Raw genomic sequence first — 25,044 nt, forward strand, 5'->3', positions numbered from 1 at the left:
CGGCTGGGCAACGGCCGGGCTGCGGCCGGGCTGCGGCCGGTGGGGCGCCGCTCGGGGTCTTCCCCTACGGGCAGGTTGGGGGTTCCGCTGGAACCCTCGGCCTGCCTTCTCCGTTTACGGTGAAAGAGCCCACAAGTGCGTGGAAGAGCCCGCACGCACTGGACGCAGCACCCGAGAGGACCGTCATGGAAGCCGTGGTCGCCATCGTGGCGCTGATCTTCTTGCTGTTCGTGGCCCTGGGCATATACGCCACGGTGAAGGTGGTCGGCGCCGCGAAGCGCGGCGTGGACCGCACCGTGGCACAGGCCCGCCGCACGGTGGAGGACTCCACACTCAAGGCGAAGACCTTCGCCCAGCCGGGAGCCCAGGGCCGGCTCGCCCAACTGCGGCTCTCCCTGCGCACCTCGATGCGGGCCACCCAGGACGCACTGGACGCGGGCGTCACCGAGGACGAGTCGTTGAAGGAGTCCCTGGCCCTCTTCAACCGGCTCAGCGCGCACGGCCATGAGCTGGACGCCGAGTTGAAGCGGCTGGAGCGCGAACCGGACAGGGCGCGCCTCGCCGAGCGGCTGCCCGCGCTGCGGGAGCGCACCGAGCAGATAACGAAAGCGGCCGACGCACTGCGCTGGGCGGCGCGCGACCGTGCCCAGCGTTTCGGTGGCGACGACCTGGAGTCGCTGAGCACGCAGATCGACATGGAGGCGGGCGCGCTACGGCACTGGACGACGGAACCGTCTCCTACACGGACGACCGGCTCGGCGACCGGCTCCGGCTCGTCGACCGGTCCATCGGCCGGGTCCTCGACCGGTTCGGCTGCTCGGCCGGCGACGGAGTCCTCGTCGGCGCCGCCGTGGCCGGAGGCGCCGAGCGCCGCCGCCGACCGGCAGACCTGGCCGGACGACCCCGCATCGCGCGGGGCCGAGGAACCCACCCGGTCGGCGATCGACGCACCCAGGCAGCGGGCCGCCTACCCTTGGGAGAAGAAGCCCCGCCCGGAGAGCACGACTTGATACCGCCGGTCCGGCAGCGGGCGGCAGGGGCCGGGCTGCCTTCCACGTCCACTGACAGGTAATCTCCAGCTCATGTCCCGCCATGTCGCGATCGTCACCGATTCAACGGCCTACCTGCCGCCGCGGACGATGGAGCGCCACGGCATCACCGCGGTGCCCCTGACCGTGGTCCTCGGCGACCAGGCGCTCGAAGAGGGCACCGAGATCTCGGCCCGCTCCCTGGCCCTGGCCCTGCAGAAGCGGCGCTCCGTCACCACCTCCCGACCCAGTCCCGAGGTCTTCGCCGAGACCTACCGCCGCGTCGCCGAGTCCGGCGCCACCGGCATCGTCTCGCTGCATCTGTCCTCCGAGTTCTCGGGCACCTATGACGCGGCGGTCCTCGCCGCACGCGAGGCGCCCGTGCCCGTGCGCGTGGTGGACACCGGGATGGTCGCGATGGCCCTCGGCTTCTGCGCACTGGCGGCCGCCGAGTCCGCGGAGGCTGGCGGCACGGTCGACGAGGCGGTCACGGCGGCGGAGAAACGGGCCGCGGGCACATACGCCTACTTCTACGTCGACACCCTCGACTATCTCCGCCGGGGCGGCCGGATCGGGGCGGCGCAGGCGTTGCTCGGCTCGGCGCTGGCCGTCAAACCGCTGCTCGAACTGGAGGGCGGGCGCATCGAGCTCCGGGAGAAGGTGCGAACCGCCACCAAGGCAATCGCCCGCCTCGAAGAGATAGTGGCCGACCGGGCCGGGAGCGCCCAGGTCGACATCGCCGTCCACCATCTCGCCGCCCCCGACCGCGCATCGGCGCTCGCGGAGCGGCTGAGGGTACGGGTCCCGGGGCTGGCCGACCTGCATGTGAGCGAGGTCGGAGCGGTGATCGGGGCGCACACGGGGCCGGGTCTGCTGGGGGCGGTCGTCTCGCCTCGGTGAGGGGGCGGGCCGACGGCCCGGAGTGGCTGCGTGGACCCTGGCGAGTGACGGAGTTATCCACAACCGAGTGGTAATCCCCGGGAATTGAGCAAGATCATCGGGGATCGGTTCCTGTGCCCGATTCTCGTCCCATGCCACTTCGATCAGCTTCACGGACCACGACAGCCACCAGTGGACCGGGCCGCGGCCCGGCCTCCGACGTTCGCACGCGACACCGCCGCCGGCCCCACCGCGGGAGGTCCCGGCACCGAGAGGCCTCGGCGGAGACGCTGCGCCTGCGAGCGGAGACACTCTTCGCGCCTGAACGGGGGAGGGTGCGAGGGGAGTTGCGGCACGGGCCGCCGGTGGAGCGGAGCGACGGCGCCCTCCACGGGCGCGAGGAACCGCGCGAGGGGCCCCCACCGTCCGGCAGCCGACCACGCACCCCGCCGGGTGCGGGGCGGAGCCCCGGGGCGGGAGTGGGAGCGCTTGAAGAAGCCGACGGGGTCGCCGACGAGGAAGCCGACGAGGTCGCCGACGGGGTCGCGGGGGAGGCCCGGTCCGCTCCCACGTGGCGGAGGCGGACCGGGCTCGCCGTCCGGGAGCGGATGCCGCTGTGGCTCCAGTCCCGGTGCGGCCTTGAGCGCAGGAGCGTGGCCGCGCTCGCTGTGGTGCTGGTCGTCGCGGCGGTCCTCGCCGCACAGCACTTCTGGTCGGGGCGGACCCAGCCGGTGCGGGCCCCGGAGATCGTACGGGCCGCGGTTCCGTACGGGGCGGAGGGCGCGGCCGGGCAGAAGACGCCGGCCGGAACCTCCGCTGCCGCCCGGGCGCCCGCGGGCGCCGTCCCCACCGCACTCGTGGTGGACGTCAGCGGCAAGGTGCGCGAGCCGGGTATCCATCGGCTGCCGGCCGGTTCCCGGGTCGCCGACGCGCTGAAAGCCGCGGGCGGGGTGCGTCCGGGCACGGACACCGAAGGTCTCAACCGCGCACGGTTCCTGGTGGACGGTGAGCAGGTGGTGGTCGGGGTGCCGTCGGCGGTGGGACCGGGAGTGCCGGCAGTCCCGGGAGCCGCGGGGGGTTCGGGTGTCGCGGGTCCCGGTGGCGCCGCCCCCGCCCCGGTCACTCCGATCGCCCTCAACACGGCCACTTCGGAACAGCTGGACACGCTGCCCGGCGTCGGCCCTGTGCTGGCGCAGCACATCATCGAGTACCGCGGTCGGCACGGCGGCTTCCGTTCGGTCGACGAGCTTCGCGAGGTGAACGGAATCGGGGACCGCCGTTTCGCCGACCTGCGCGATCTCGTACGGCCATGAGGGGCCCTACCCCGACGAACCGGCCGGCCGTGCACGCGGTCTCCGGCAGCCCGCTCGGTGCCGCGCATCCTCGCCAGGAGGGTCCGACGGATCTGCGTCTGGTCCCACCGGCGCTGGCGGCCTGGGCGACGGCGGCGGTGACGTTGGACGCACCGCCGGGATGGGTCGCGGGCGTGGCCGCGCTCTGCGTGGCCATGGCCGGACGACTCCTGCTCGCGGGGCGCGCCCGTGTGCGGGGCGCGCCGCCGGTCCTGGCCGACCACGGACAGCGGGCCCGCCCGGACGTCATCGCCAGCTTCGGTCTGCACCGGTACGCCTGGCCGCGGCAGTCGGTGCCGGTGCCGGCACCGGAGCCGCAGATCTGGTTCTTGTGGCCGATTCGGTTGCTCCGGTCGTCCTGGTCGCAGGCCTCCGCGGCGGCCGTGCTGCTCTGTGTCGCCGCCGCTGCTGTCTCCGGTGGGCTGCATGGTGCGGATCTGCGCAGGGGCCCGATCCCGGAGTCGGCGCGGCAGTACGAACGGGTGACCGCCGAGGTGGAGGTCACCTCGGACCCACGGCTCACCCGTCCCCGGATCAAGGGGAACCACGCCGCCCCGACCGCGATCCTGCTCGACGCCGAGGTCAGGCGGGTCGAGAGGCCGGACGGGACAGTGGCACGGACCCGTACGCCGGTGCTGCTGATCGTGGACGCAGGAGCGGGAGCGGGACTGGAAGCGGGTCCGGGAGCGGGAGGGAGGCCGAGGTCGGAGCCGGGAGCGGGAGCGAGGCCGGGATCGGGGCTGGGGGAGGTAGCGAGGCCGGGGTCGGAGCCGGGTCCGGGGGTGGCCCGTGGGAAAGCGGGTTCGCCCTGGCTCTCCCTCCTGCCTTCCACCCGGGTGCGGGTCACCGCACAGGTCGCGCCCGCGCTCGGCGGCGGAGACCGGATCGCGGCGGTGCTCCGCGTGCGCGGCAGCGGGCCACCGGCGGTGGTCGGGCAACCGTCCGCCACGCAGCGGTTCGCCGGGGAGCTGCGGGGCAGGCTGCGGGAGGCGACCGACGGGCTGGAACCGGACGCGCGGGCGCTGCTGCCGGGACTGGTGGTCGGGGACACCTCCCGGCTCTCACCGGAGCTGGACGAGGCGTTCAGGGCGACCGATCTCACCCACATCCTCGCTGTCAGCGGGGCCAACTTCACGATCGTGCTGGCCCTGCTCATCGGGCCGCCGGGCCGGGCCCAGCGGATCGAGCGCCGTGGACTGGCGCCCCGGCTCGGTCTGCCGCTGCGGGCGACCGCTCTGTGCGGGGGTGCGCTCACACTCGGCTTCGTGATCGTGTGCCGGCCGGACCCGAGTGTGCTGCGGGCCGCGGCCTGCGGATCGATCGCGCTGCTGGCCATCGCCACCGGGCGCCGCAGATCACTGATTCCGGCGTTGGCCACGGCGGTGCTCCTGCTGGTGCTGTACGACCCCTGGCTGGCCCGGAGTTACGGCTTCCTGCTCTCCGTGCTCGCCACCGGCGCGCTGCTCACGCTGGCCCCACGGTGGAGTGCGGCGCTCCGCGGGCGCGGGGTGCCACCGAGGCCGGCCGAGGCGCTGGCGGCTGCGGGCGCCGCGCAGGCGGTGTGCGCGCCGGTCGTCGCCGTCCTCTCGGCGCGGGTCAGCCTGGTGGCGGTGCCGTGCAATCTGCTCGTGGAGTTCGCGGTCGCGCCGGCCACGGTGCTGGGCTTCGCGACCCTGATCACGGCTCCTTGGGCGATGCCGGTCGCGAAAGTGCTGGCGTGGTGCGCGAGTTGGCCCGCCGGGTGGATCGCGGACATCGCCCGGGCGGGTGCGGCCCTGCCGGGCGGAGGCATGGACTGGCCGGGAAGCTGGACGGGGGCACTGCTGCTCGCCGGTGCGATCGCCGCCCTCGTGTTCGTCGGGCGCAGGCTTCTGCGGCATCCGTGGCTGAGCGGCGCCTGCGGAGTGCTGCTTCTGCTCGTGATGGTGCAGCCGCCGCCTCTCACCCGGGTGATCACAGGGTGGCCGCCGCCGGATTGGCGGTTCGCGATGTGTGATGTGGGTCAAGGCGACGCGACAGTGCTCGCGGCGGGTGACGGCAGCGGGGTGGTGGTGGATGCGGGACCCGACCCGATACTCGTCGACCGGTGTCTGAAGGCGCTCGGTATCACCCGCGTCCCCCTCGTCGTGCTGACCCACTTTCACGCGGACCATGTGGCGGGGCTGCCGGGCGTGCTGCGCGGGCGTTCGGTGGGCGCGATCGAGACGACGGGCTTGGAGGAGCCACTGGACCAGGCCGATTCCGTCCATCGGCAGGCTGCGGTCCGGCGCATTCCGGTGACACGGGCGGTGGCGGGAGAGCGGCGCCGTACGGGCGGGCTCGACTGGCAGGTGCTGTGGCCGCCGCCGAGTCGGGCTCCGGGGTCCGGGCCGGTCCCGGGACCGGAGCCGGGCCCTGAGCTTGAGGGTCCGAACGACGCGAGTGTCACCCTGCTCGTCCGCTCGGCCGGGCTGACGATGCTGATGCTCGGGGATCTCGAACCACCCGCTCAGCAGGCCCTGTTGCGATCACCGGCCGGGATCGGCCTGGCAGCCGTGGACGTTCTCAAGGTCGCTCATCACGGTTCGGCTTATCAGGATCCGGACCTCATACGACGGGCGGCGCCACGCCTCGCGCTCATCTCGTGCGGCGCCGACAACCCCTATGGACATCCGGCACCGAGCACGATGGCGGCACTGGAAGCAGGGGGCGCGCAGGTGCTGCGCACCGATGTGGACGGGGCGGTAACCGTGGGAGGAGGAGACGATCACCTGCTGATCACGCGAGACTGAGGGTATGAAACCCGCACAGGTCGATGCCTACCTCCGCCGGATCGACGTCACCCACCCCGCCTGGCCCACCGCCGACGTACTCCGTGAACTGCAGTTGCGACACCTGCTGACCGTGCCGTTCGAGAACCTGTCGATCCACCTCGGTGAGGAGATCGTGCTGGAGGAGAAACCGCTCCTGGACAAGTTGGTGGGCGCCCGCAGGGGTGGCTTCTGCTACGAACTGAACGGGACGTTCGGCGCGCTGCTCAAGGCGCTGGGCTTCGATGTGACGCTGCTCGCGGGACGGGTCTACGGAGAGGAGGATCAGCTCGGGATTCCGTACGGCCATCTGGCGCTGCGGGTGCGGACGGTGGACGGGGGCGACTGGCTGGCCGACGTCGGGTTCGGGGCGCACAGCCACTACCCGCTGGCCTTCGGGGAGCGGGGGGAGCAGGCGGATCCGGCGGGCGCGTTCCGGGTGATCGTGGCCGGGGCGGATCCGGCCGGGGTGCGGGGCAGCGCCGGGGAGTTCGGGGACCTGGAGGTGGTGCGGGACGGCAGGTCCCAGTACCGGCTGGAGACACGGCCGCGGGTGCTCGGGGACTTCGTGGCCGGGGCCTGGTGGCACAGCACCTCGCCGGCGTCGCACTTCACGCAGTCGCCGGTCTGCTCGCGGGTCACGGAGGACGGCGGGAGGGTCACGCTCAGCGGGCGCGCTCTCACGGTCACGGACCCCGACGGCGGGAAGACGACGGCGGATCTGGCCTCGGACGAGGAGGTACTTGAGGCGTACCGGAAGCGGTTCGGAATCGTGCTGGAGCGCGTCCCGGTCGCCTGGAAAAGCAGCGACTGAGGGGAAAACATAAACGGAACGGCCAATTCGGGATACTCGTGCGGAGTACCAGCACATGCGCTGGTTTCCTGCGATGTAGTCACCTGTTGCCTCGAAAGTCGCATCGGTGGTCGAATACCTCTCCAACAACGAGTGTGTTCACAGCGTGCGTTGACGCGAGGGTGGGTCGCAGATGGTCGGCAGCTGGCTGGGGAACCGTACGAACCGGGCGCAGGCGGGCAATCTCGCCTCGGTGCCGTTGCCGGAGGGCGCCGGTGTGCTCGGCTGCCGGGTGCTGGACCCGGCGAACCAGTCGGTGCCGGACGCGGAGTTCCTGGTCACGGATGCCGCGGGGCGCAGAGTGGTCGGCGGAGGGCTGGATCCGTTCGGGTCCTTCCTGGTGACGGTCCCGGCCGGTGAGTACCGCCTCGCGGTGTCGGCCGAGGGGCACGCTCCGTACCGGGCGAATGTCACCGTGCCGGCGAACGAGGTGGCCGCGCTCGGCGACGTGACACTGAATCCCGCGCCACCACCCGCGTTACCGGCGCCGGGGGACTGGGAGATCGAGCCGACCCACTCCTCGATCGGCTTCACCGCCCGGCATATCGGGATGGCTCGGGTGAGGGGACGGTTCAACACCTTCGCGGGGATCGTGCGGGTGGCCGAGAACGTGGAGCAGTCGGCGATGCATGTGGTGATCGACGCGGGGTCGATCGACACCAACGTCAGGACGCGGGACGGGCATTTGAAGTCGGCGGACTTCCTGGACGTGGACCGGTTTCCGACGGTGGAGTTCTACAGCGACCGGTTCACGCACCGGGGTGGCAGTCGGTGGGGGGTCGCCGGGGCGCTGTCGCTGCACGGGGTGACGCGGACGGTCACGCTCGACACGGAGTATCTGGGGTTCGGCAACGGCACGGAGGGCGAGGTGCGGGCGGCCTGCCGGGCCACCACCGAGTTGCGGCGCGACGATTTCACGGTGAGCTGGCAGTCGATGCTCGCGCGGGGCATCGCCATGGTCGGGACGAGCATCACGGTCGACCTGGACATACAGATCGTCCCCAAGGGCTGAGCCGGGATCCGGGGCGGACCCGCGGCGGACCCGCGGCGTCGCCTTCGGTCGCTGGTTGTCGGTAGCGGGTAGCTGGGTGCCCCCGGTTCGAGGCGTTGTCCCCGTGCCGGAAAATGGCCGGGTGAGCGACGTGAGACATGTACTGGTGCTGCCCGACCGCGATGCCGCTCAGGAGGCGGCGGAGGCGCTCGGTGAGCAGTTCGCGCTGGACGAGGAGCCCCAGCTCGTACGGGACGCCCTGGCCGGTGAGGACGATGCCGAGGACGCGCAGTGGCTGCTCGTGCTGCGCGACGAGAACGGGCGGCTGGACGCGCGGGAGCTGGACGAGTTCGTGAGGGAGTGGGACGGCTGGCGCGAGGAGCCGTAGGAGTGCGTGCCGTAGGGGTGGCACAGCCCTTCGGTGGTAGCGGGCCCGTTGTCGGTGGTGCGTGGGATGCTGGGCGCGATGGCCAGGAACTCTGCACAAGACAACCCGCTCGCTCCCGTCACGATCGCCGTGGGGCAGGAGGACCTCCTGCTCGACCGTGCCGTGCAGGAGGTGGTGGCCGCCGCGCGCGCCGCCGACGCGGACACCGACGTACGGGATCTCACGTCGGACCAGCTGCAGCCGGGCACGCTCGCCGAGCTGACGAGTCCGTCGCTCTTCGCCGAGCGCAAGGTCGTCGTGGTGCGGAACGCGCAGGATCTGTCGGCGGACACGATCAAGGATGTGAAGGCGTACCTGGGCGCTCCGGCCGAGGAGATCACGCTCGTGCTGCTGCACGCGGGTGGTGCCAAGGGCAAGGGGCTGCTCGACGCCGCGCGCAAGGCGGGGGCGCGCGAGATCACGTGCCCCAAGATGACGAAACCGGCGGACCGGCTGTCGTTCGTGCGTGCCGAGTTCCGGGCGCTGGGGCGGTCCGCGACGCCCGAGGCGTGCCAGGCGCTCGTCGACTCGATCGGGAGCGACCTGCGGGAGCTGGCCTCGGCGACGACCCAGCTGGTCGCGGACGTCGAGGGGACGATCGACGAGGCTGTCGTCGGGCGGTACTACACCGGCAGGGCGGAGGCCTCCAGCTTCACGGTGGCGGACCGGGCGGTCGAGGGGCGGGCGGCCGAGGCGCTGGAGGCGCTGCGGTGGTCGCTGTCGACCGGGGTCGCCCCCGTCCTGATCACCAGCGCGCTGGCGCAGGGGGTGCGGGCCATCGGGAAGCTCTCCTCCGCGCGGGGTGGGCGACCGGCCGATCTGGCGCGGGAGCTGGGGATGCCGCCGTGGAAGATCGACCGGGTTCGGCAGCAGATGCGGGGGTGGACGCCGGACGGGGTCGCTGTCGCGTTGCGGGCCGTCGCCGAGGCCGATGCGGGGGTGAAGGGGGGTGGGGATGATCCTGAGTACGCGCTGGAGAAGGCGGTCGTCACGGTCGCTCGTGCGGCGCGGATGCGGCGGGGGTAGTTTCCGTCCCTGTTCTGGGGGCTGCGCCCCCAGGCCCCCATCGGCCTGGACGGCCTCGTCCTCAAGCGCCGGACAGGCTGAAAGGGCGGGTCTTGTCCTCAAGCGCTGGACGGGCTGAAAGGGCAGGCCTTGTTCTCGAACGCCGGACGGGTTGAAAGGTAACCAGCCGAAAACACAGAACCCGGCCCTCGCCCCTTTCAGGGTGAGGGCCGGGGCCCGGTTCATGCTGGGGACTCGTACCCGCGTGGCGAACGCAGTCGCGTACGAGTCGGGGTGCCGGTCGGGAGCGGATGAGAGAGGGCCCGCTCAGGTCCTTCCGGCGTTCGAATCACTTCGAATCACTTCGAATCACTTCGAATCAAGTGAGTGCGGGGCCGTGGCCCAGTACTCGGCAGAGGTTCAGCCCTGGAGGGAGGCGACCTTCGAAGCAAGCGCCGACTTCTTGTTGGCGGCCTGGTTCTTGTGGATGACGCCCTTGGAGACGGCCTTGTCCAGCTTGCGCGAGGCTTCGCGCTGCGCGGCCGTGGCCTTCTCGACGTCACCCGCGGCAGCGGCCTCGCGGGCCTTGCGGATCGCGGTCTTCAGCGAAGACTTGACGGCCTTGTTGCGCAGCCGAGCCTTCTCGTTGGTCTTGATCCGCTTGATCTGGGACTTGATGTTCGCCACGAATGAGCCTTCTCAGGTTCAGGCGCACGAGACGGTACGTCTCACGACAGTGGGTCTCACGCGCCGGTGATTTCTCTTCTGAATTTCCTGCGTGTCCTGCGTGTCCCCTGCAGAGAGGGCAGGAGACACAGCTGCCCAGATTAGCAGTCGCCCCGCTGACGGCCCAAACCGGTCGCACCTCGCCGCCCGTGGGACCATGGAACCTACGTATCGATCCGACCCGAGGCGACAGGCGCCTCAAGAGACAGGACCCTGCGTGCCCGCGATCCCTAACAATGTGCCCGAGCCGAGCCGTACCGCCCCGGCTCAGATCCGCAACTTCTGCATCATCGCGCACATCGACCACGGCAAGTCCACGCTCGCCGACCGGATGCTCCAGCTGACCGGGGTGGTCGACCAGCGGCAGATGCGCGCCCAGTACCTCGACCGCATGGACATCGAGCGCGAGCGCGGCATCACCATCAAGTCCCAGGCGGTGCGGCTGCCCTGGGCGCCGACCGAGGATCCGGGCAACACCCACATCCTCAACATGATCGACACCCCCGGGCACGTCGACTTCACGTATGAGGTCTCGCGGTCGCTCGCCGCCTGTGAGGGCACCGTCCTGCTCGTGGACGCGGCCCAGGGCATCGAGGCCCAGACCCTCGCCAACCTCTACCTGGCGATGGAGAACGAGCTCACCATCGTCCCGGTGCTGAACAAGATCGACCTGCCGGCCGCCCAGCCCGAGAAGTTCTCCGAGGAGCTGGCCAATCTCATCGGCTGCCAGCCCGAGGACGTGCTCAGGGTCTCGGCGAAGACCGGCATCGGCGTGGACGCGCTCCTGGACCGGGTCGTGAGGGACGTGCCGGCGCCGGTCGGTGCCGCGGACGCGCCCGCCCGCGCGATGATCTTCGACTCGGTCTACGACTCGTACCGGGGCGTGGTCACCTACGTCCGTGTCATCGACGGCCAGCTCAACAAGCGCGAGCGCATCAAGATGATGTCGACGGGCGTCACACACGAGCTGCTGGAGATCGGCGTCTCGTCCCCCGAGATGACGCCCTCCGACGGCATCGGTGTCGGCGAGGTGGGCTACATCATCACCGGCGTGAAGGACGTCCGTCAGTCCAAGGTCGGTGACACGATCACCAGCAAGGACAAGGGCGCCACCCAGGCCCTCGGCGGGTACAAGGACCCGAAGCCGATGGTCTTCTCCGGTCTGTATCCGCTGGACGGGTCCGACTACCCCGACCTCCGTGAGGCGCTGGACAAGCTCCAGCTCAACGACGCCGCCCTGGTCTACGAGCCCGAGACCTCCGCGGCCCTCGGCTTCGGCTTCCGCGTCGGCTTCCTCGGCCTGCTGCACCTCGACGTCATCCGTGAGCGCCTGGAGCGCGAGTTCAACCTCGAACTCATCGCCACCGCGCCCAACGTGGTCTACCGCGTGATCATGGAGGACGGGAAGGAGCACACGGTCACCAACCCGAGCGAGTTCCCCGAGGGCAAGATCGACAAGGTCTTCGAGCCGGTCGTCCGGGCCACGGTCCTCGCTCCCAGCGAGTTCATCGGTTCGATCATGGAGCTGTGCCAGACCCGTCGCGGCACCCTCCTCGGCATGGACTACCTCTCCGAGGACCGCGTCGAGATCCGCTACACGCTCCCCCTCGCCGAGATCGTCTTCGACTTCTTCGACAACCTGAAGTCCAAGACCCGCGGCTACGCCTCCCTGGACTACGAGCCCACCGGCGAGCAGGACGCCTCGCTGGTGAAGGTCGACATCCTGCTCCACGGCGACCGCGTCGACGCCTTCTCGGCCGTCACGCACAAGGACGCGGCGTACGCGTACGGAGTGCGGCTCGTCGCCAAGCTGCGCGAGCTCATCCCGCGCCAGGCGTTCGAGATCCCCATCCAGGCGGCCATCGGCTCCCGGGTCATCGCCCGCGAGACCATCCGCGCCATCCGCAAGGACGTCCTCGCCAAGTGTTACGGCGGTGACATCTCCCGTAAGCGGAAGCTCCTTGAGAAGCAGAAGGAGGGCAAGAAGCGGATGAAGATGGTGGGCTCTGTGGAGGTTCCGCAAGAGGCCTTCATCGCCGTGCTGTCCAGTGACGAGAACGCCGGCAGCGGCAAGGGGAAGAAGTAGCCGTCAGCAACCATCGGGTCGAGCCCGAGAACGTGGGCCCGTCGTGCTGTCGCGCGGCGGGCCCACGTCGTCCACGGACTGCCGTATTCCGCCCTCGCTCTGTGGGAAGTGACAGGCCGCCGCCTCTTACGCACCGGGCGGGCGGGCTTTACTCTGATCACCACTCGACGTTACTCGCGAGTTAAACAACGACCGCAACTGAGCTAACCGCAACGAGCCAGTCACGCACTGTCGCGGGCCCCGGAGGATGTCGTGAGCGACACACAGACCCTGATCGAGAACCGTCCGCCGTCCGTGGCGGCCCTCTTCCTGGAGCGCGTGGCGGCCACGCCGAACGCCGAGGCGTACCGCTACCCGGTGCCGGCGGCCTCGGGCGAGGGGCCGGACGAGTGGAGGTCGCTGAGCTGGGCTCAGGCGGCCGAGCGGGTCTACGCGATCGCGGCCGGTCTGATCGAGCTGGGCGTACGGCCGGAGCAGCGCGTCGCGCTCGCCTCCTCCACCCGCGTCGAGTGGATCCTCGTCGACCTCGGCATCATGTGTGCCGGCGCGGCGACGACGACCGTGTACCCGTCGACCAAGTCCGACGAGTCGGCGTTCATCCTCTCCGACTCCGACAGCAAGGTGCTGGTCGCGGAGGACGCGGAACAGCTCGCCAAGGCGCGTGAGAAGCGCGCCGAGCTCCCCGGCCTCAGCCATGTCGTCGTGATCGACTCAGCGGGCGTCGAGGCCACCGGCGACGAGGGCGACTGGGTGCTCGGCCTCGCGGAGCTGGAGAAGCGCGGTGCCGCGTACCTGGAGAAGAACCCTGACCTGATCAAGGAGAAGGTCGGGGCGATCACCAAGGACCAGCTCGCGACCCTCATCTACACCTCCGGTACCACCGGCCGCCCCAAGGGTGTTCGGCTGCCGCACGACAACTGGTCGTACATGGCGAAGGCCATCGCCTCGACCGGCCTGGTCGGCAAGGACGACGTCCAGTACCTGTGGCTGCCGCTCGCCCATGTCTTCGGCAAGGTGCTCACGTCCGGCCAGATCGAGGTCGGGCACGTCACCGCCGTCGACGGCCGCGTGGACAAGATCATCGAGAATCTGCCGGTCGTGCAGCCGACGTACATGGCCGCCGTGCCGCGGATCTTCGAGAAGGTCTACAACGGGGTCGCGGCGAAGGCGAGGGCAGGCGGCGGCGCCAAGTACAAGATCTTCCAGTGGGCGGCCGCGGTCTCCCGCGAGTACGCCAAGGCCACGCAGGACAACTTCCGCCGTACCGGTGTCGCCTCCGCGCCCTTCGGCCTCGCGGCCAAGCACAAGGTCGCGGACACGCTCGTCTTCGCCAAGATCCGCGAGGCCTTCGGCGGCAACCTCCGCGCCTGCGTCTCCGGCAGCGCCGCCCTCGCGCCCGACATCGGCTACTTCTTCGCGGGCGCCGGCATCCACATCCTGGAGGGTTACGGACTCACGGAGTCGTCCGCGGCCTCCTTCGTGAACCCCGGTGAGGCGTACCGCACGGGCACGGTCGGCAAGCCGCTGCCCGGCACCGAGGTGCGGATCGCGGACGACGGCGAGATCCTGCTGCGCGGCCCCGGCATCATGGAGGGCTACCAGGGGCTGCCCGAGAAGACCGCCGAGGTCCTGGAGTCCGACGGCTGGTTCCACACCGGTGACATCGGCGAGCTGTCCCCGGACGGCTATCTGCGCATCACCGACCGCAAGAAGGACCTCATCAAGACGTCCGGCGGCAAGTACATCGCGCCCGCCGAGGTCGAGGGCCAGTTCAAGGCGGTCTGCCCGTACGTCTCCAACATCCTCGTGCACGGCGCCGACCGGAACTTCTGCACGGCGCTCATCGCCCTCGACGAGCCGTCGATCCTCGCCTGGGCCGCGGACAACGGCCTGGGCGGCAAGCCGTACGCCGAGGTGGTCGCCGCGCCCGCGACGGTCAAGCTGATCGACGAGCACGTCAGGACGCTCAACGGGGGTCTTCAGCGTTGGCAGACCATCAAGAAGTTCAAGCTCCTCCCGCGCGACCTCGACATCGAGCACGGCGAACTGACCCCGAGCCTCAAGCTCAAGCGCCCGGTCGTGGAGCGTGAGTACCAGCACCTGATCGACGAGATGTACGCGGGTACGCGCGAGGCGTAGTCGCCGCTGTGGTGCGACGGGGGCGGGGCGGGGTCACAGGCCCCGCCTCCTCCCCATCTCGCGCAGCAGCTCCTCCATCTGGCGTACGTGCCGGCGCAGTTCGGCCATGTCGGTGAGACCGTCGGCCGACATGGTGGTCTCGATCGAGTGCAGCCGCTGGGCGAGTTCGTCGAACTGTGCCTGTTCGTGGGCGAGCATCCGCTCCAGCTGCTGGTTCTTGCGGTGCAGATCGAGGAAGACGGTGACCTTGGCGCGCAGCACCCAGGGATCGAACGGCTTGGTGAGATAGTCGGCGGCTCCGGTGGCGTACCCGCGGAACGCGTAGCCCGCGTCGGAGTCCGTGCCGGTCAGGAAGATGATCGGTACGTCCTTCGTCTGGTCGAGCCGCTTGATGTTCGCGGCGGTCTCGAACCCGTCCATGCCCGGCATACGGATGTCGAGCAGGACGACCGCGAACCGCTGCCGCAGCAGAGCCTTCATCGCCTCCTCGCCCGAACGGGCGCGTACGAGCGGCTCGTTGAGGGACCCCAGGACGGCCTCCAGCGCGATCAGATTGTCCTCCATGTCGTCCACGAGGAGGATGCTGGCGCGCTCGTCGGTCGATGCCTCAGTGATCATGGTGATCGATTGCCTGCCTCATTCGGTCGTCGGCGGGACGGCGGGTTCCTCTGGTGTGCCGGTCCCCCCGGTGACGGTGGTGGCGGAGCCCTCCTGCTCCTGGTCGTCCGCGCCCTCGGGGTCCAGGAGGGCACAGACGACGGTCAGCAACTGGTCGACGTCCACCGGCTTGGGTACGTAGTCGTTCGCACCGCGCGCGATGGACTTCTCACGGTCGCCCGGCATCGCCTTGGCGGTGAGGGCGACGATGGGAAGTCCGGCCCAGCGCGGAGTGCGTCGGACGACGGAGATGGTCTCGTAACCATCCATCTCCGGCATCATGATGTCCATCAGGACGAGTCCCACGTCGGGATTGCGCTCCAGGGCCTCGATGCCCTCGCGGCCGTTCTCCGCGTACAGGACGGTCATTCCGACCCGGCCCAGTACATGGGTGAGCGCGAAGACGTTACGGATGTCGTCGTCCACGATCAGCACCCGCCGCCCCGGCAGGACCTGGCCCGCACGGCCCGCCTTCCACGCCTCCAGTTTGGTGAGCGCCGGCCAGCTGTCGTCCTGGTCGTGGACGGTGAAGGGTTCGGTGGACAACTGCTCGGGCAGCGTCGGGTCCTCGTCCTGGTCCTCGGCGTCGGGACCGGTCGGCAGGTGGCCGGGGCTGACGACCGGCACGTACAGGGTGAAGGTGGAACCCTCGCCGGGCACGCTCTCGGCGATGATGCGGCCGCCCAGCAGGCCGGCGATCTCCCGGCTGATGGACAGGCCGAGGCCCGTGCCGCCGTACTTGCGGTTCGTCGTGCCGTCGGCCTGCTGGAACGCCTCGAAGATCACCGGCAGTTTCTCCGCCGCGATGCCGATACCGGTGTCGGAGACCGTGAACGCGATCACGTTGTCGCTGGCGTCCCGGGTGAAGTGGGGCTCGGGGGCCTGGACGCGGTTGACGCGCAACTCGACCCGGCCCGACGCGGTGAACTTGATCGCGTTCGACAGGAGGTTGCGCAGGATCTGCTGGAGCCGCTGCTCGTCCGAGAACATCTCCCGCGGTACGTCCTCGCCGACCGCCACCTCGAAGGCCAGGCCCCGGTCGATGGTGAGCGGGCGGAACGTGGCGTGCACGTAGTCGAGCAGCTTGATCAGCGGCAGCTTCTTGGGGCGTACGTCCATCCGGCCGGCCTCGATCTTCGAGAGGTCGAGGATGTCGTTGATGAGCTGGAGGAGGTCCGAGCCCGAGCGGTGGATCGTCGCCGCGAACTGCACCTCCTGGTCGGAGAGATGGCCGTCCGGGTTGTCGGAGAGCAGCCGGGCGAGGATCAGCAGCGAGTTGAGCGGCGTGCGCAGCTCGTGCGACATGTTCGCCAGGAACTCCGACTTGTACTGTGAGGACGTCGCCAGCAGTGCCGCCTTCTCCTCCAGCTCGGCGTTCGAGCGGCGCAACTCCGCCTGCTGAGACTGGAGTTCGTCGGAGCGGTCCTGCAGCTGGATCGCCAGCCGCTGGGACTCGCCGAGCAGCGACTCCGTACGGGAGTTGGCGATGATGGTGTTGATCGCGACCCCGATGGTGTTCACGAACTGGTCGAAGAACGCCAGGTGGACGTCGGAGAAGCGGGAGAACGAGGCGAGCTCGATCACGCCGAGCAACTTGTCCTCGAAGGGGATCGGGATGATGACGACGCTCGCGGGGGCCGCTTCGCCCAGACCACTGTTGATCTTGATGTAGTCCGGCGGGGCCTCCTCCACCAGGATCCGCTTCCTTTCGCGTGCGGCCTGCCGGACGAGCCCGTGCACCGGCATGCTGACCGTGTCGACCGTCGCGCTCTGCGCCGACCCGTATCCGGCGATGAAGGCGAGTCCCTTGATGGGCATGGCCGTCTGCAGGGTCGTCTTGTCCATCTCCGGGTCGGCCAGGAAGAAGGCGCCGTACTGCGCGTTCACCAGCGGGGTCAGCTCGCGCAGGATCAGGTCCGCGACCTCCATCAGATCCCGGTGGCCCTGCATGAGGGCGGCGAGGCGGGCGAGGTTCGACTCCAGCCAGTCCTTGGCGCGAGTGGTCTCACGGAGGTTGGCCACCATCAGGTTGATGTTGTCCTTGAGCTCGTCGACCTCGCCCTGGGTCTCCACCGTGATGGAGCGGGACATGTCGCCCTGGGCCACCGCGGACGCCACCTCGGCGATCGCGCGGACCTGGGTGGTGAGGTTCGACGCCAGCTCGTTCACGTTCGTCGTCAGACGCTTCCAGGTGCCGTACACACCCTCGACCCGCGCCTGACCGCCGAGCTGCCCCTCGGAGCCCACCTCGCGGGCCACGCGGGTGACCTCGGAGGAGAACGACGACAGCGTGTCCACCATCGTGTTGATGGTGCTCTTCAGTTCCAGGATCTCGCCGCGCGCGTCGACGTCGATCTTCTTCGACAGGTCGCCCTGGGCCACCGCGGTGGCGACCTGCGCGATGTTGCGGACCTGCGAGGTGAGGTTGTCCGCCATGTAGTTGACGTTGTCGGTGAGGTCGCGCCACACACCGGAGACGCCCAGCACACGGGCCCGGCCGCCGAGGCGGCCGTCGGTGCCGACCTCGCGGGCCACCCTCGTCACCTCGTCGGCGAAGGCGCGCAGTTGTTCCACCATCGTGTTGACGGTGTCCTTCAGTTCCAGGATCTCGCCGCGCGCGTCGACAGTGATCTTCTTGGAGAGGTCGCCGTTGGCGACGGCCGTGGTCACCTGGGCGATGTTGCGGACCTGCGAGGTGAGGTTCAGCGCCATGAAGTTGACGTTGTCGGTGAGGTCCTTCCAGACCCCCGACACGCCGCGGACCTGGGCCTGACCGCCGAGGTTGCCTTCGGTGCCGACCTCGCGGGCGACGCGGGTGACCTCGTCGGCGAAGGCGGAGAGCTGGTCGACCATCGTGTTGATCGTCGACTTCAGCTCCAGGATCTCGCCCTTCGCCTCGACCGTGATCTTCTTGCCGAGGTCGCCCTGGGCCACGGCGGTCGACACGAGCGCGATGTTGCGGACCTGCGAGGTGAGGTTGTCCGCCATGAAGTTGACGTTGTCGGTGAGGTCCTTCCACACGCCGGAGACGCCGCGGACCTGGGCCCGGCCGCCGAGGTTGCCTTCGGTACCGACCTCGCGGGCGACGCGGGTGACCTCGTCGGCGAAGGCGGAGAGCTGGTCGACCATGGTGTTGATGGTGCTCTTCAGCTCCAGGATCTCGCCCTGGGCGCCGACGGTGATCTTCTGGCTCAGATCGCCGTTGGCGACGGCCGTGGTCACCTGGGCGATGTTGCGCACCTGCGAGGTCAGGTTCGAAGCCATGAAGTTGACGTTGTCGGTGAGGTCCTTCCACACCCCCGACACGCCGCGGACCTGGGCCCGGCCGCCCAGCTCGCCCATCGTGCCGACCTCGCGCGCCACCCGGGTGACCTCGTCGGCGAAGGCGGAGAGCTGGTCGACCATCGTGTTCACGGTCAGCTTCAGTTCGAGCAGCTCACCGGTCGCCTCGACCGTCACCGTGCGGGTCAGGTCGCCGCGCGCCACCGCCGTGGTCACCAGGGCGATGTCACGGACCTGAGCGGTCAGCCGGGACGCCATCGTGTTGACCGCCTCGGTCACGTCCCGCCAGCTGCCCGACAGGCCGGTCACCTTGGCCCGGCCGCCCAGACGGCCCTCGGTGCCGACCTCGCGCGCCACCCGGGTGACCTCGCCCGTGAAGAGGGACAGCTGGTCGACCATCTTGTTGACGGCCCGTCCCAGGCGCCGCAGATCGCCCCGGAGCTGACGGTTGCCGTCGTGCAGATCGACGCGCTGGGTCAGATCACCGCCCGCCACCGCGTCCAGGACGCGCGTCGCGTTGGCGGCCGGTGCCACCAGGGCGTCGAGCAACTGGTTCACGTCATTGATCCGGGTCGTCCAGTGGCCCTGGCCGGGGCTCGCGGCGAGCCGCTCGTCCAGCCGGCCGTGGCGCACGATCTCACGACGGACCCGCTGGGCCTCCGCGTTGAAGTGCGTACTGCGGTCCAGGATCTGGTTGAACACCATGCCCAGCTCGGCCACGATGCCGTGCCCCGTCGTCTCGGGCACCTTGCTGAAGTCGCCGTCCCGGGCGGACGTCATGGCGGCCAGGAGGGGACGCAGATCCGAAGCGCGGATCTGTCCGTCTCCGAGCACATGCATAGCACTGTTCTCACTCATGGTGGCCCACTTCGGTAACTCGGTGCTTATGGGCGTAGCCAGTCTGTCACTCTGTCTGCATTGCTTGGGGCGTATTCGTCCGAACTGCTCAGGGAGCCGCACTGTGGGGGCCATTCCGACGCAACGGGAGTCCGCGTCCCGTGCTGCCGGGGCCACGGCGCGCCCACACACGGTGGCTCGTACGTCCTTGCCGGGCAACTCCCTCGCACCGGGTGCGGCTCGCAGGTTCGTCCGCGCGACGCTGGCCGGCTGGGCCGAACTCGACCTGCCCGGCGCCGAGTTGGTCACCGAACAGCTCGTCGGTGACGCGATGGTGGTCGTCAGCGAGCTCGTGACGAACGCCGTCGTGCACGCCGGCACGGACGTCGAACTGCTGTGCCGCCTCGACAACTGCACGGAGGACTGCGCGGTGGGGGTCCCGGGCGGCGCGGCTCCCGCGGCGGGCTCGGCACGGGCCCCCGCATCGGGTGCCGCGCCGACCCCTGCATCGGGTGTCGCGCCGGGCCACGTGCCGGGTGCCGCGTCGGCCCCCGCACCGGGCCACGTGCTGGGCCTGGCGCCCGGTGCAGTGCCGGACAGCGGGCCGGTCCCGGCACCGAGCAGCGCACCGGGAACCGCGCCTGGCGTCGCGCCGGGCCTTGTCCCGGGTGCCTCGCCGCAGGTTGTGCCGGTTTCCGCTTCGGGCCGCGCGCCGGGCCCTGTACCGGGGTCCGGGCCGGGAACCGCGCCGGGCCGTGCACCGGGAACCGCGCCTGGCGTCGCGCCGGGCCTTGTCCCGGGTGCCTCGCCGGAGGTTGTGTCGGCCCTCGATTCGGGCCGTGCGCCGGGAACCGAGCCGGGCCGCACGCCGGACCTTGTGTCGGGAACCGCGCCGGACCTCGTACCGGAGCTCGTACCGGACCTCGTGCCGGGCCCCGAGACGGACAGTGTGCGGGGAGCCGTGGTGGGTGCCGTGCCGGGGCTTGTGGCAGGTGTTCTGCCAGGCGCAGCGTCGGGTGACGTCGCAGAGGACCGGAAGGCGTCGCCGTACGTGGCCCGCCGGAGCGCCCTCGTCATAGAGGTCTCGGACCATCATCCCGAGCGGGTCGTGCGCGACGACAGTGCCGGGCGGCCGTACGACGCCGTCGAGTACGGCCGTGGTCTGCGGCTGGTCTCCGCGCTCTCCGACGCCTGGGGCATCACCTACCGCACCGGCATGAAGACCGTGTGGGCGCGACTGCCCGCGGAGATGATCCCGACCGCCGAGGCGGCGGAGGCCTACGAGGGCGAGCACGCGCTGCGGCGGAGGCAGCGGGCCGCCGACATCCTTGCCCCCGCGCCCCGGCGCACCGTGCAGGACCAGGACTGGCTCAACCGCGGCGCCCTCTCCTTCCTCGCCGAGGCCTCCGACCTGCTCGGCGGACAGCTCGACGAGGACCTGGTCGCCGCCCTCACCGGACAGCTGGTCGTGCCGCGGCTCGCCGACTGGTGCGCGGTGTGGCTGGAGGACGAGGCGCCGGGCCGCTCCGACGGAGGCCTCGTCGGCGGACCACGCCTCGCCCGCGTCTGGCACGGCAGCGAGAACCGCATGGAGGAACTGCGCCGGTTCCTGGAGAAGGACCCGCCCGAGCTGCCCGAGTCGCCGCGCTCCGGGCCCGTACCGATGCCCTGGCCCGCCGAGGCCCTGGGCGCGAAGGCGGAGGACGGATCGGCACTCGCGTTCCGGCTGATCGCGGGTGGCAGACCGCTCGGCACCCTCGTCATCGGACGGGCCGGACAGGACCACTTCCCCGACGAGATCACCGGACTCGTCGAGGACCTCGGCCGCCGTGTCGCGCTGGCCATCGGAGCGGCCCGCCAGTACGCCCGCCAGGCCACCATCAGCCGGGTACTGCAGCGCGGACTGCTGCCCGGGGCGGTCGCCGAGATCCCCGGCGTGCGCAGCGCGCTCGTCTACGAGCCCTGCGACAAGGGCGGACCGAGCGGCGACTTCTACGACCTCTTCCCCGCCGGCGACGGACGCTGGTGCTTCGCCCTCGGCGACGTCCAGGGCAAAGGGCCCGAGGCGGCCGTCGTCATCGGCCTCGCCCGGCCCTGGCTGCGGCTGCTGGCCCGCGAGGGATACGCGGTGCCGGACGTCCTGGACCGGCTCAACCAGCTGCTCCTCGACGACGCCACCGAGACCGCGGACGCGGCGGCCCGCGCCCTCGTGGCGGCCGGCGGCCGGGGCCTCGCCGACGAGGGCCCGCAGAACCGATTTCTCTCCCTCCTCTACGGCGAGCTCGTCCCCGTCGAGGGCGGGGTGCGCTGCACCATGGCCTCCGCCGGGCACCCGCTGCCGCTGCTCCTGGAGCCCTCCGGGAAGGTCCGCGAGGTGGCCCAGCCGCAGACCCTCCTCGGGGTCTTCGAGGACGCCAGCTACCGCTGCGGGACCTTCGAGCTGCGGCCGGGCGACAGCATCCTGTGCGTCACGGACGGCGTGACGGAGCGGCGCAACGGACACCGGCAGTTCGACGACGAGGACGGACTCGCCGCCGCGCTCACCGGCTGCGCGGGGCTGAACGCCGCCCTGATCGCCGAGCGCATCCGGCGACTCGTGCACGAGTTCGGCGGAAAGCCGCCGGAGGACGACCTGGCGCTGCTGGTGCTGCAGGCGGAGTAGGCGGGCGGGGCCGCCCAACCGTGCGTACGGGTACGTCCGTGGGTGCGGGACAATGGAGGACATGCCTTCCGCACTCCCCGACGGCGAGCCCGTCCCCGACGACGGGGCGCTGCCCGCGCACGCCCTGGCCGACGCGGCCGACCGCCCGCTCGGGTTCTACCTGCACGTCCCGTACTGCGCGACGCGCTGCGGCTACTGCGACTTCAACACGTACACGGCGACGGAGCTGCGCGGCTCGGGGGGCGTGCTGGCCTCCCGTGACAACTACGCCTCGACCCTGATCGACGAGGTCCGCCTCGCCCGGAAGGTCCTCGGCGACGACCCGCGGCCCGTCCGCACGGTCTTCGTCGGCGGCGGTACGCCCACACTGCTGGCCGCCGACGATCTCGTACGGATGCTGGGGGCCGTCCGGGACGAGTTCGGGCTCGCGGACGACGCGGAGATCACCACGGAGGCGAATCCGGAGTCGGTGGGACCCGAGTACCTGGCCACGCTCCGGGCCGGCGGGTTCAACCGGATCTCCTTCGGCATGCAGAGCGCGCGCCGGCACGTGCTGCAGATCCTCGACCGCACCCACACCCCCGGCCGGCCCGAGGCGTGCGTCGCCGAGGCCCGTGCGGCCGGCTTCGACCATGTGAACCTCGACCTCATCTACGGCACGCCGGGCGAGAGCGACGACGACTGGCGGGCCTCGCTCGACGCGGCGATCGGCGCCGGGCCCGACCACGTGTCCGCGTACGCGCTGATCGTCGAGGAGGGGACGCAGCTCGCTCGGCGCATCCGGCGCGGCGAGGTGCCGATGACCGACGACGACGTCCACGCGGACCGCTACCTGATGGCCGAGGATCGCCTGTCGCGGGCGGGCTTCTCCTGGTACGAGGTCTCCAACTGGGCCACCACGGAAGCCGGGCGGTGCCTCCACAACGAGCTGTACTGGCGTGGGGCCGACTGGTGGGGGGCCGGGCCCGGTGCCCACAGTCATGTGGGCGGGGTGCGGTGGTGGAACGTCAAGCATCCCGGGGCCTACGCGGGGGCGCTGGCGGGTGGGCGGTCGCCCGGGGCGGGGCGTGAGCTGCTGTCGGGGGAGGACCGGCGGGTGGAGCGCATCCTGCTGGAGCTGCGGCTGGTGGAGGGGTGCCCGTTGTCGCTGCTGCGGCCGGAGGGGCTTGCGGCGGCTTCGCGTGCGGTGGGGGAGGGGTTGCTTCAGGCCGGTCCTTATGGGGAGGGGCGGGCTGTGCTCACCCTGCGGGGGCGGTTGTTGGCGGACGGGATTGTGCGGGATCTGGTGGACTGAAGGGTTTTCCGCCCCCGCCGCCCCTACCCGTTCCCATCACGCATGGGGGCTGCGCCCCCTCGCCCCCTGTCGCGCTCGTCCTCAAACGCCGGACGGGCTGAAGAGTCGCGGACGGTCCGCGAATCCTTCAGCCCGTCCGGCGTTTGAGGACCGGGGGTTCGGGGGCAGCGCCCCCGAGGTGCGCCTCTACTCCGGTGCCGTGACGAAGTCGATCAGTTCCTCCACCCGGCCAAGAAGCTCCGGCTCCAGGTCGCGATAGGAGCGCACGGAGCCAAGAATCCGCTGCCACGCCGCCCCCGTGTTCTCCGGCCATCCGAGCGAACGGCAGACGCCCGTCTTCCAGTCCTGGCCGCGCGGTACCCGGGGCCAGCCGGGAATGCCCACGGACGCCGGCTTCACCGCCTCCCAGACGTCGATGTACGGATGGCCCACGACCAGCGCGTACTCGCTCGTCACGGCCTGCGCGATACGTGACTCCTTCGTGCCGGGGACCAGGTGGTCCACCAGGATCCCGAGCCGCGCGTCCGGCCCGGGGGCGAACTCGTCGACGATGGCGGGCAGGTCGTCGATGCCCTCCAGGTACTCGACGACGACGCCCTCGACGCGGAGGTCGTCGCCCCACACCCGCTCCACCAGTTCGGCGTCGTGGCGGCCCTCGACGTAGATGCGCCCGGCACGGGCCACCCGGGCCCGCGCGCCCGGCACGGCGACCGACCCCGACGCCGTGCGCGTGGGGCGTACCGGCGTGGCGGACGGGCGTACGAGGGTCACCACGCGCCCCTCAAGCAGGAAGCCGCGCGGTTCCAGCGGGAACACCCGGTGCTTGCCGAAGCGGTCCTCCAGCGTGACCGTCCCCGCCTCGCAGCGGATCACGGCACCGCAGAACCCCGTTCCGGGCTCCTCGACCACGAGTCCCGGCTCCGCCGCGACCTCGGGCACGGGTTTGGGCTTCTTCCACGGAGGGGTCAGATCCGTTGAGTACTGGCGCATTCGGATGACGATAGGAGAAACCCGGTCCCGGCAGGTGCACCGACACCCCCTCGGCAGGCCCGAACACCGGTCACGGCACGTCGAAACGCCGGGCCAGCGCGTCCCGTTGGGCCCGTACGAAGGTCGCGTCCACCACCGCCCCGTGCCCGGGTACGTACAGCGCGTCCTCGCCTCCGAGGGCCAGCAGGCGGTCCAGTGCCGCGGGCCAGTGGGAGGGCACGGCGTCCGGCCCGGCCTGGGGTTCGCCGGACTCCTCGACCAGGTCGCCGCAGAAGACGATCTCCGGGGAGCCGGGCCCGGCGACCAGGACCGCGAGGTCGTGGCCCGTGTGCCCGGGGCCCACGTTCGCCAGCAGGACCCGTGGGCCGCCGCCCAGGTCGAGCGTCCACTCGCCGGAGACGAGATGCCGGGGCCGCACCAGAACGTCCGCCGCCTCGGCCGCCTCGGCCGGATCGGCGCCGTTGCGTACGGCGTCCGCGAGCAGTTCCTCCCGGCCGTCGCCGAGCACCCTCCCCCAGTCTCGGCTTCGCTCGACCGGGGGGACCTCCATGGCACCCACCGCGCCGAACACCTCGGCCCCCGCGAACGCCGCCGCCCCGAAGACATGGTCGAAGTGCGGATGCGTGAGCGCGAGGTGCGTGACGCGCCCGCCCCCGAGCAGCCGTCGCGCGCGCGTGCGCAGCCACGCGCCCTCCCGCACGCTCGATCCCGCGTCGATCATGAGCGCCGCGTCCTCGCCGACCACGAGCCCGGTCGTGCAGTCCCACACAGGGAGCCGGCAACGCCCCACGTACGGGGACAGCCTCTCCCAGCCGGACCCGTCGTGCCCGGACCCTTCCCATGTCACGTTCATGTGCCGACGCTAACGCTGTCGGATGCGCCCGCATGTTCCCGACAGAGCGGGACACCCTCGTACACGTTGCCCGTTCGATGTGTCCGGCGTCACGACTTCGCAGGCCCGCCCTTGCCCGGCCCGTACCCACCGGCCGTACACTTGGCGCGGGGATGCTGGCACTCGCGCGCGCTGAGTGCCAGGTGAGGCCACCG

17 protein-coding genes are annotated in these 25,044 nt (G+C 70.9%); 12 read left to right on the plus strand and 5 right to left on the minus strand.

The features are described 5' to 3' along the window. Positions 1 to 185 precede the first annotated feature (185 nt). The 8 genes from ACIOKD_RS23675 (at position 186) to holA (ending at position 9,345) form a co-directional block, all read left to right on the plus strand. Positions 186 to 1,010, plus strand: coding sequence for a hypothetical protein (locus tag ACIOKD_RS23675; protein ID WP_402087297.1), 825 nt, complete (start codon positions 186 to 188; stop codon positions 1,008 to 1,010). Positions 1,011 to 1,082: 72 nt separating this feature from the next. After that, positions 1,083 to 1,928 (plus strand): DegV family protein, encoded by an 846-nt coding sequence (locus tag ACIOKD_RS23680; protein WP_402087300.1) that lies wholly within the window; start codon positions 1,083 to 1,085, stop codon positions 1,926 to 1,928. A 458-nt stretch (positions 1,929 to 2,386) separates the two neighbouring features. Further along, positions 2,387 to 3,220 (plus strand): helix-hairpin-helix domain-containing protein, encoded by an 834-nt coding sequence (locus tag ACIOKD_RS23685; protein ID WP_402087302.1) that lies wholly within the window; start codon positions 2,387 to 2,389, stop codon positions 3,218 to 3,220. Further along, the gene (locus ACIOKD_RS23690) at positions 3,217 to 6,030 is read left to right on the plus strand and encodes a ComEC/Rec2 family competence protein (protein ID WP_402087305.1); all 2,814 of its coding nucleotides are present in this window, start codon (positions 3,217 to 3,219) and stop codon (positions 6,028 to 6,030) included. Before ACIOKD_RS23685 ends, ACIOKD_RS23690 begins: the two co-directional genes overlap by 4 nt. 4 nt (positions 6,031 to 6,034) lie before the next feature. Further along, a complete protein-coding gene (locus ACIOKD_RS23695; RefSeq protein WP_402087308.1) occupies positions 6,035 to 6,862 on the plus strand; it encodes an arylamine N-acetyltransferase in 828 nt (275 codons plus the stop codon). Between the two features lie 172 nt (positions 6,863 to 7,034). After that, complete coding sequence (locus tag ACIOKD_RS23700) at positions 7,035 to 7,913, plus strand: YceI family protein (RefSeq protein WP_402087311.1); 879 nt, start codon at positions 7,035 to 7,037, stop codon at positions 7,911 to 7,913. Between the two features lie 121 nt (positions 7,914 to 8,034). After that, entirely contained in the window at positions 8,035 to 8,280 is a 246-nt protein-coding gene (locus ACIOKD_RS23705; protein WP_107016307.1) for a hypothetical protein, read from the plus strand. 78 nt (positions 8,281 to 8,358) lie between these two features. Further along, positions 8,359 to 9,345, plus strand: coding sequence for a DNA polymerase III subunit delta (holA, locus tag ACIOKD_RS23710; protein WP_402087315.1), 987 nt, complete (start codon positions 8,359 to 8,361; stop codon positions 9,343 to 9,345). Positions 9,346 to 9,744: 399 nt separating this feature from the next. On the opposite strand, the gene rpsT is transcribed toward holA, so the two are convergent. Then, positions 9,745 to 10,011 carry a 30S ribosomal protein S20 gene (gene rpsT / locus ACIOKD_RS23715; protein WP_328496414.1) on the minus strand — a complete coding sequence of 89 codons (267 nt, stop codon included), beginning with the start codon at positions 10,009 to 10,011 and terminating at the stop codon, positions 9,745 to 9,747. A gap of 256 nt (positions 10,012 to 10,267) precedes the next feature. On the opposite strand from rpsT, the gene lepA reads away from it, so the two are divergent. Together lepA and ACIOKD_RS23725 are read left to right on the plus strand one after the other, a co-directional pair. Then, complete coding sequence (gene lepA / locus ACIOKD_RS23720) at positions 10,268 to 12,136, plus strand: translation elongation factor 4 (RefSeq protein ID WP_402087318.1); 1,869 nt, start codon at positions 10,268 to 10,270, stop codon at positions 12,134 to 12,136. 252 nt (positions 12,137 to 12,388) lie between these two features. Continuing rightward, a complete protein-coding gene (locus tag ACIOKD_RS23725; protein WP_402087323.1) occupies positions 12,389 to 14,275 on the plus strand; it encodes an AMP-dependent synthetase/ligase in 1,887 nt (628 codons plus the stop codon). 33 nt (positions 14,276 to 14,308) lie between these two features. Here ACIOKD_RS23725 and ACIOKD_RS23730 read toward each other — a convergent pair whose 3' ends face one another. Both ACIOKD_RS23730 and ACIOKD_RS23735 read right to left on the minus strand, forming a co-directional pair. Beyond that, positions 14,309 to 14,893: a two-component system response regulator gene (locus ACIOKD_RS23730; RefSeq protein ID WP_402087325.1), complete on the minus strand. Its 585-nt coding sequence runs from the start codon at positions 14,891 to 14,893 to the stop codon at positions 14,309 to 14,311. A gap of 18 nt (positions 14,894 to 14,911) precedes the next feature. Further along, a complete protein-coding gene (locus ACIOKD_RS23735; RefSeq protein WP_402087327.1) occupies positions 14,912 to 19,072 on the minus strand; it encodes a HAMP domain-containing protein in 4,161 nt (1,386 codons plus the stop codon). Positions 19,073 to 19,928: 856 nt separating this feature from the next. Here ACIOKD_RS23735 and ACIOKD_RS23740 point away from each other — a divergent pair. Together ACIOKD_RS23740 and hemW are read left to right on the plus strand one after the other, a co-directional pair. After that, positions 19,929 to 21,713 carry a SpoIIE family protein phosphatase gene (locus ACIOKD_RS23740; RefSeq protein ID WP_402087577.1) on the plus strand — a complete coding sequence of 595 codons (1,785 nt, stop codon included), beginning with the start codon at positions 19,929 to 19,931 and terminating at the stop codon, positions 21,711 to 21,713. Between the two features lie 61 nt (positions 21,714 to 21,774). Then, positions 21,775 to 23,007 carry a radical SAM family heme chaperone HemW gene (gene hemW / locus ACIOKD_RS23745; RefSeq protein ID WP_402087330.1) on the plus strand — a complete coding sequence of 411 codons (1,233 nt, stop codon included), beginning with the start codon at positions 21,775 to 21,777 and terminating at the stop codon, positions 23,005 to 23,007. Positions 23,008 to 23,193: 186 nt separating this feature from the next. On the opposite strand, the gene ACIOKD_RS23750 is transcribed toward hemW, so the two are convergent. Both ACIOKD_RS23750 and ACIOKD_RS23755 read right to left on the minus strand, forming a co-directional pair. Further along, positions 23,194 to 23,997: a DUF3097 domain-containing protein gene (locus tag ACIOKD_RS23750; RefSeq protein WP_402087333.1), complete on the minus strand. Its 804-nt coding sequence runs from the start codon at positions 23,995 to 23,997 to the stop codon at positions 23,194 to 23,196. Between the two features lie 70 nt (positions 23,998 to 24,067). Beyond that, entirely contained in the window at positions 24,068 to 24,850 is a 783-nt protein-coding gene (locus ACIOKD_RS23755) for an MBL fold metallo-hydrolase (RefSeq protein ID WP_402087335.1), read from the minus strand. Between the last annotated feature and the right edge of the window lie 194 nt (positions 24,851 to 25,044).

This window comes from Streptomyces sp. NPDC087844, assembly GCF_044742785.1.
In the GTDB taxonomy this organism is placed as follows: Bacteria; Actinomycetota; Actinomycetes; order Streptomycetales; family Streptomycetaceae; genus Streptomyces.

Coding starts and splice junctions, on each gene's coding strand:
- ACIOKD_RS23680 (WP_402087300.1), top strand. CDS start 1,083: ATGTCCCGCCATGTCGCGATCGTCACCGATTCAACGGCCTACCTGCCG.
- ACIOKD_RS23700 (WP_402087311.1), top strand. CDS start 7,035: ATGGTCGGCAGCTGGCTGGGGAACCGTACGAACCGGGCGCAGGCGGGC.
- hemW (WP_402087330.1), top strand. CDS start 21,775: ATGCCTTCCGCACTCCCCGACGGCGAGCCCGTCCCCGACGACGGGGCG.
- ACIOKD_RS23675 (WP_402087297.1), top strand. CDS start 186: ATGGAAGCCGTGGTCGCCATCGTGGCGCTGATCTTCTTGCTGTTCGTG.
- ACIOKD_RS23730 (WP_402087325.1), bottom strand. CDS start 14,893: ATGATCACTGAGGCATCGACCGACGAGCGCGCCAGCATCCTCCTCGTG.
- ACIOKD_RS23695 (WP_402087308.1), top strand. CDS start 6,035: ATGAAACCCGCACAGGTCGATGCCTACCTCCGCCGGATCGACGTCACC.
- ACIOKD_RS23750 (WP_402087333.1), bottom strand. CDS start 23,997: ATGCGCCAGTACTCAACGGATCTGACCCCTCCGTGGAAGAAGCCCAAA.
- ACIOKD_RS23755 (WP_402087335.1), bottom strand. CDS start 24,850: ATGAACGTGACATGGGAAGGGTCCGGGCACGACGGGTCCGGCTGGGAG.
- ACIOKD_RS23735 (WP_402087327.1), bottom strand. CDS start 19,072: ATGAGTGAGAACAGTGCTATGCATGTGCTCGGAGACGGACAGATCCGC.
- holA (WP_402087315.1), top strand. CDS start 8,359: ATGGCCAGGAACTCTGCACAAGACAACCCGCTCGCTCCCGTCACGATC.
- ACIOKD_RS23690 (WP_402087305.1), top strand. CDS start 3,217: ATGAGGGGCCCTACCCCGACGAACCGGCCGGCCGTGCACGCGGTCTCC.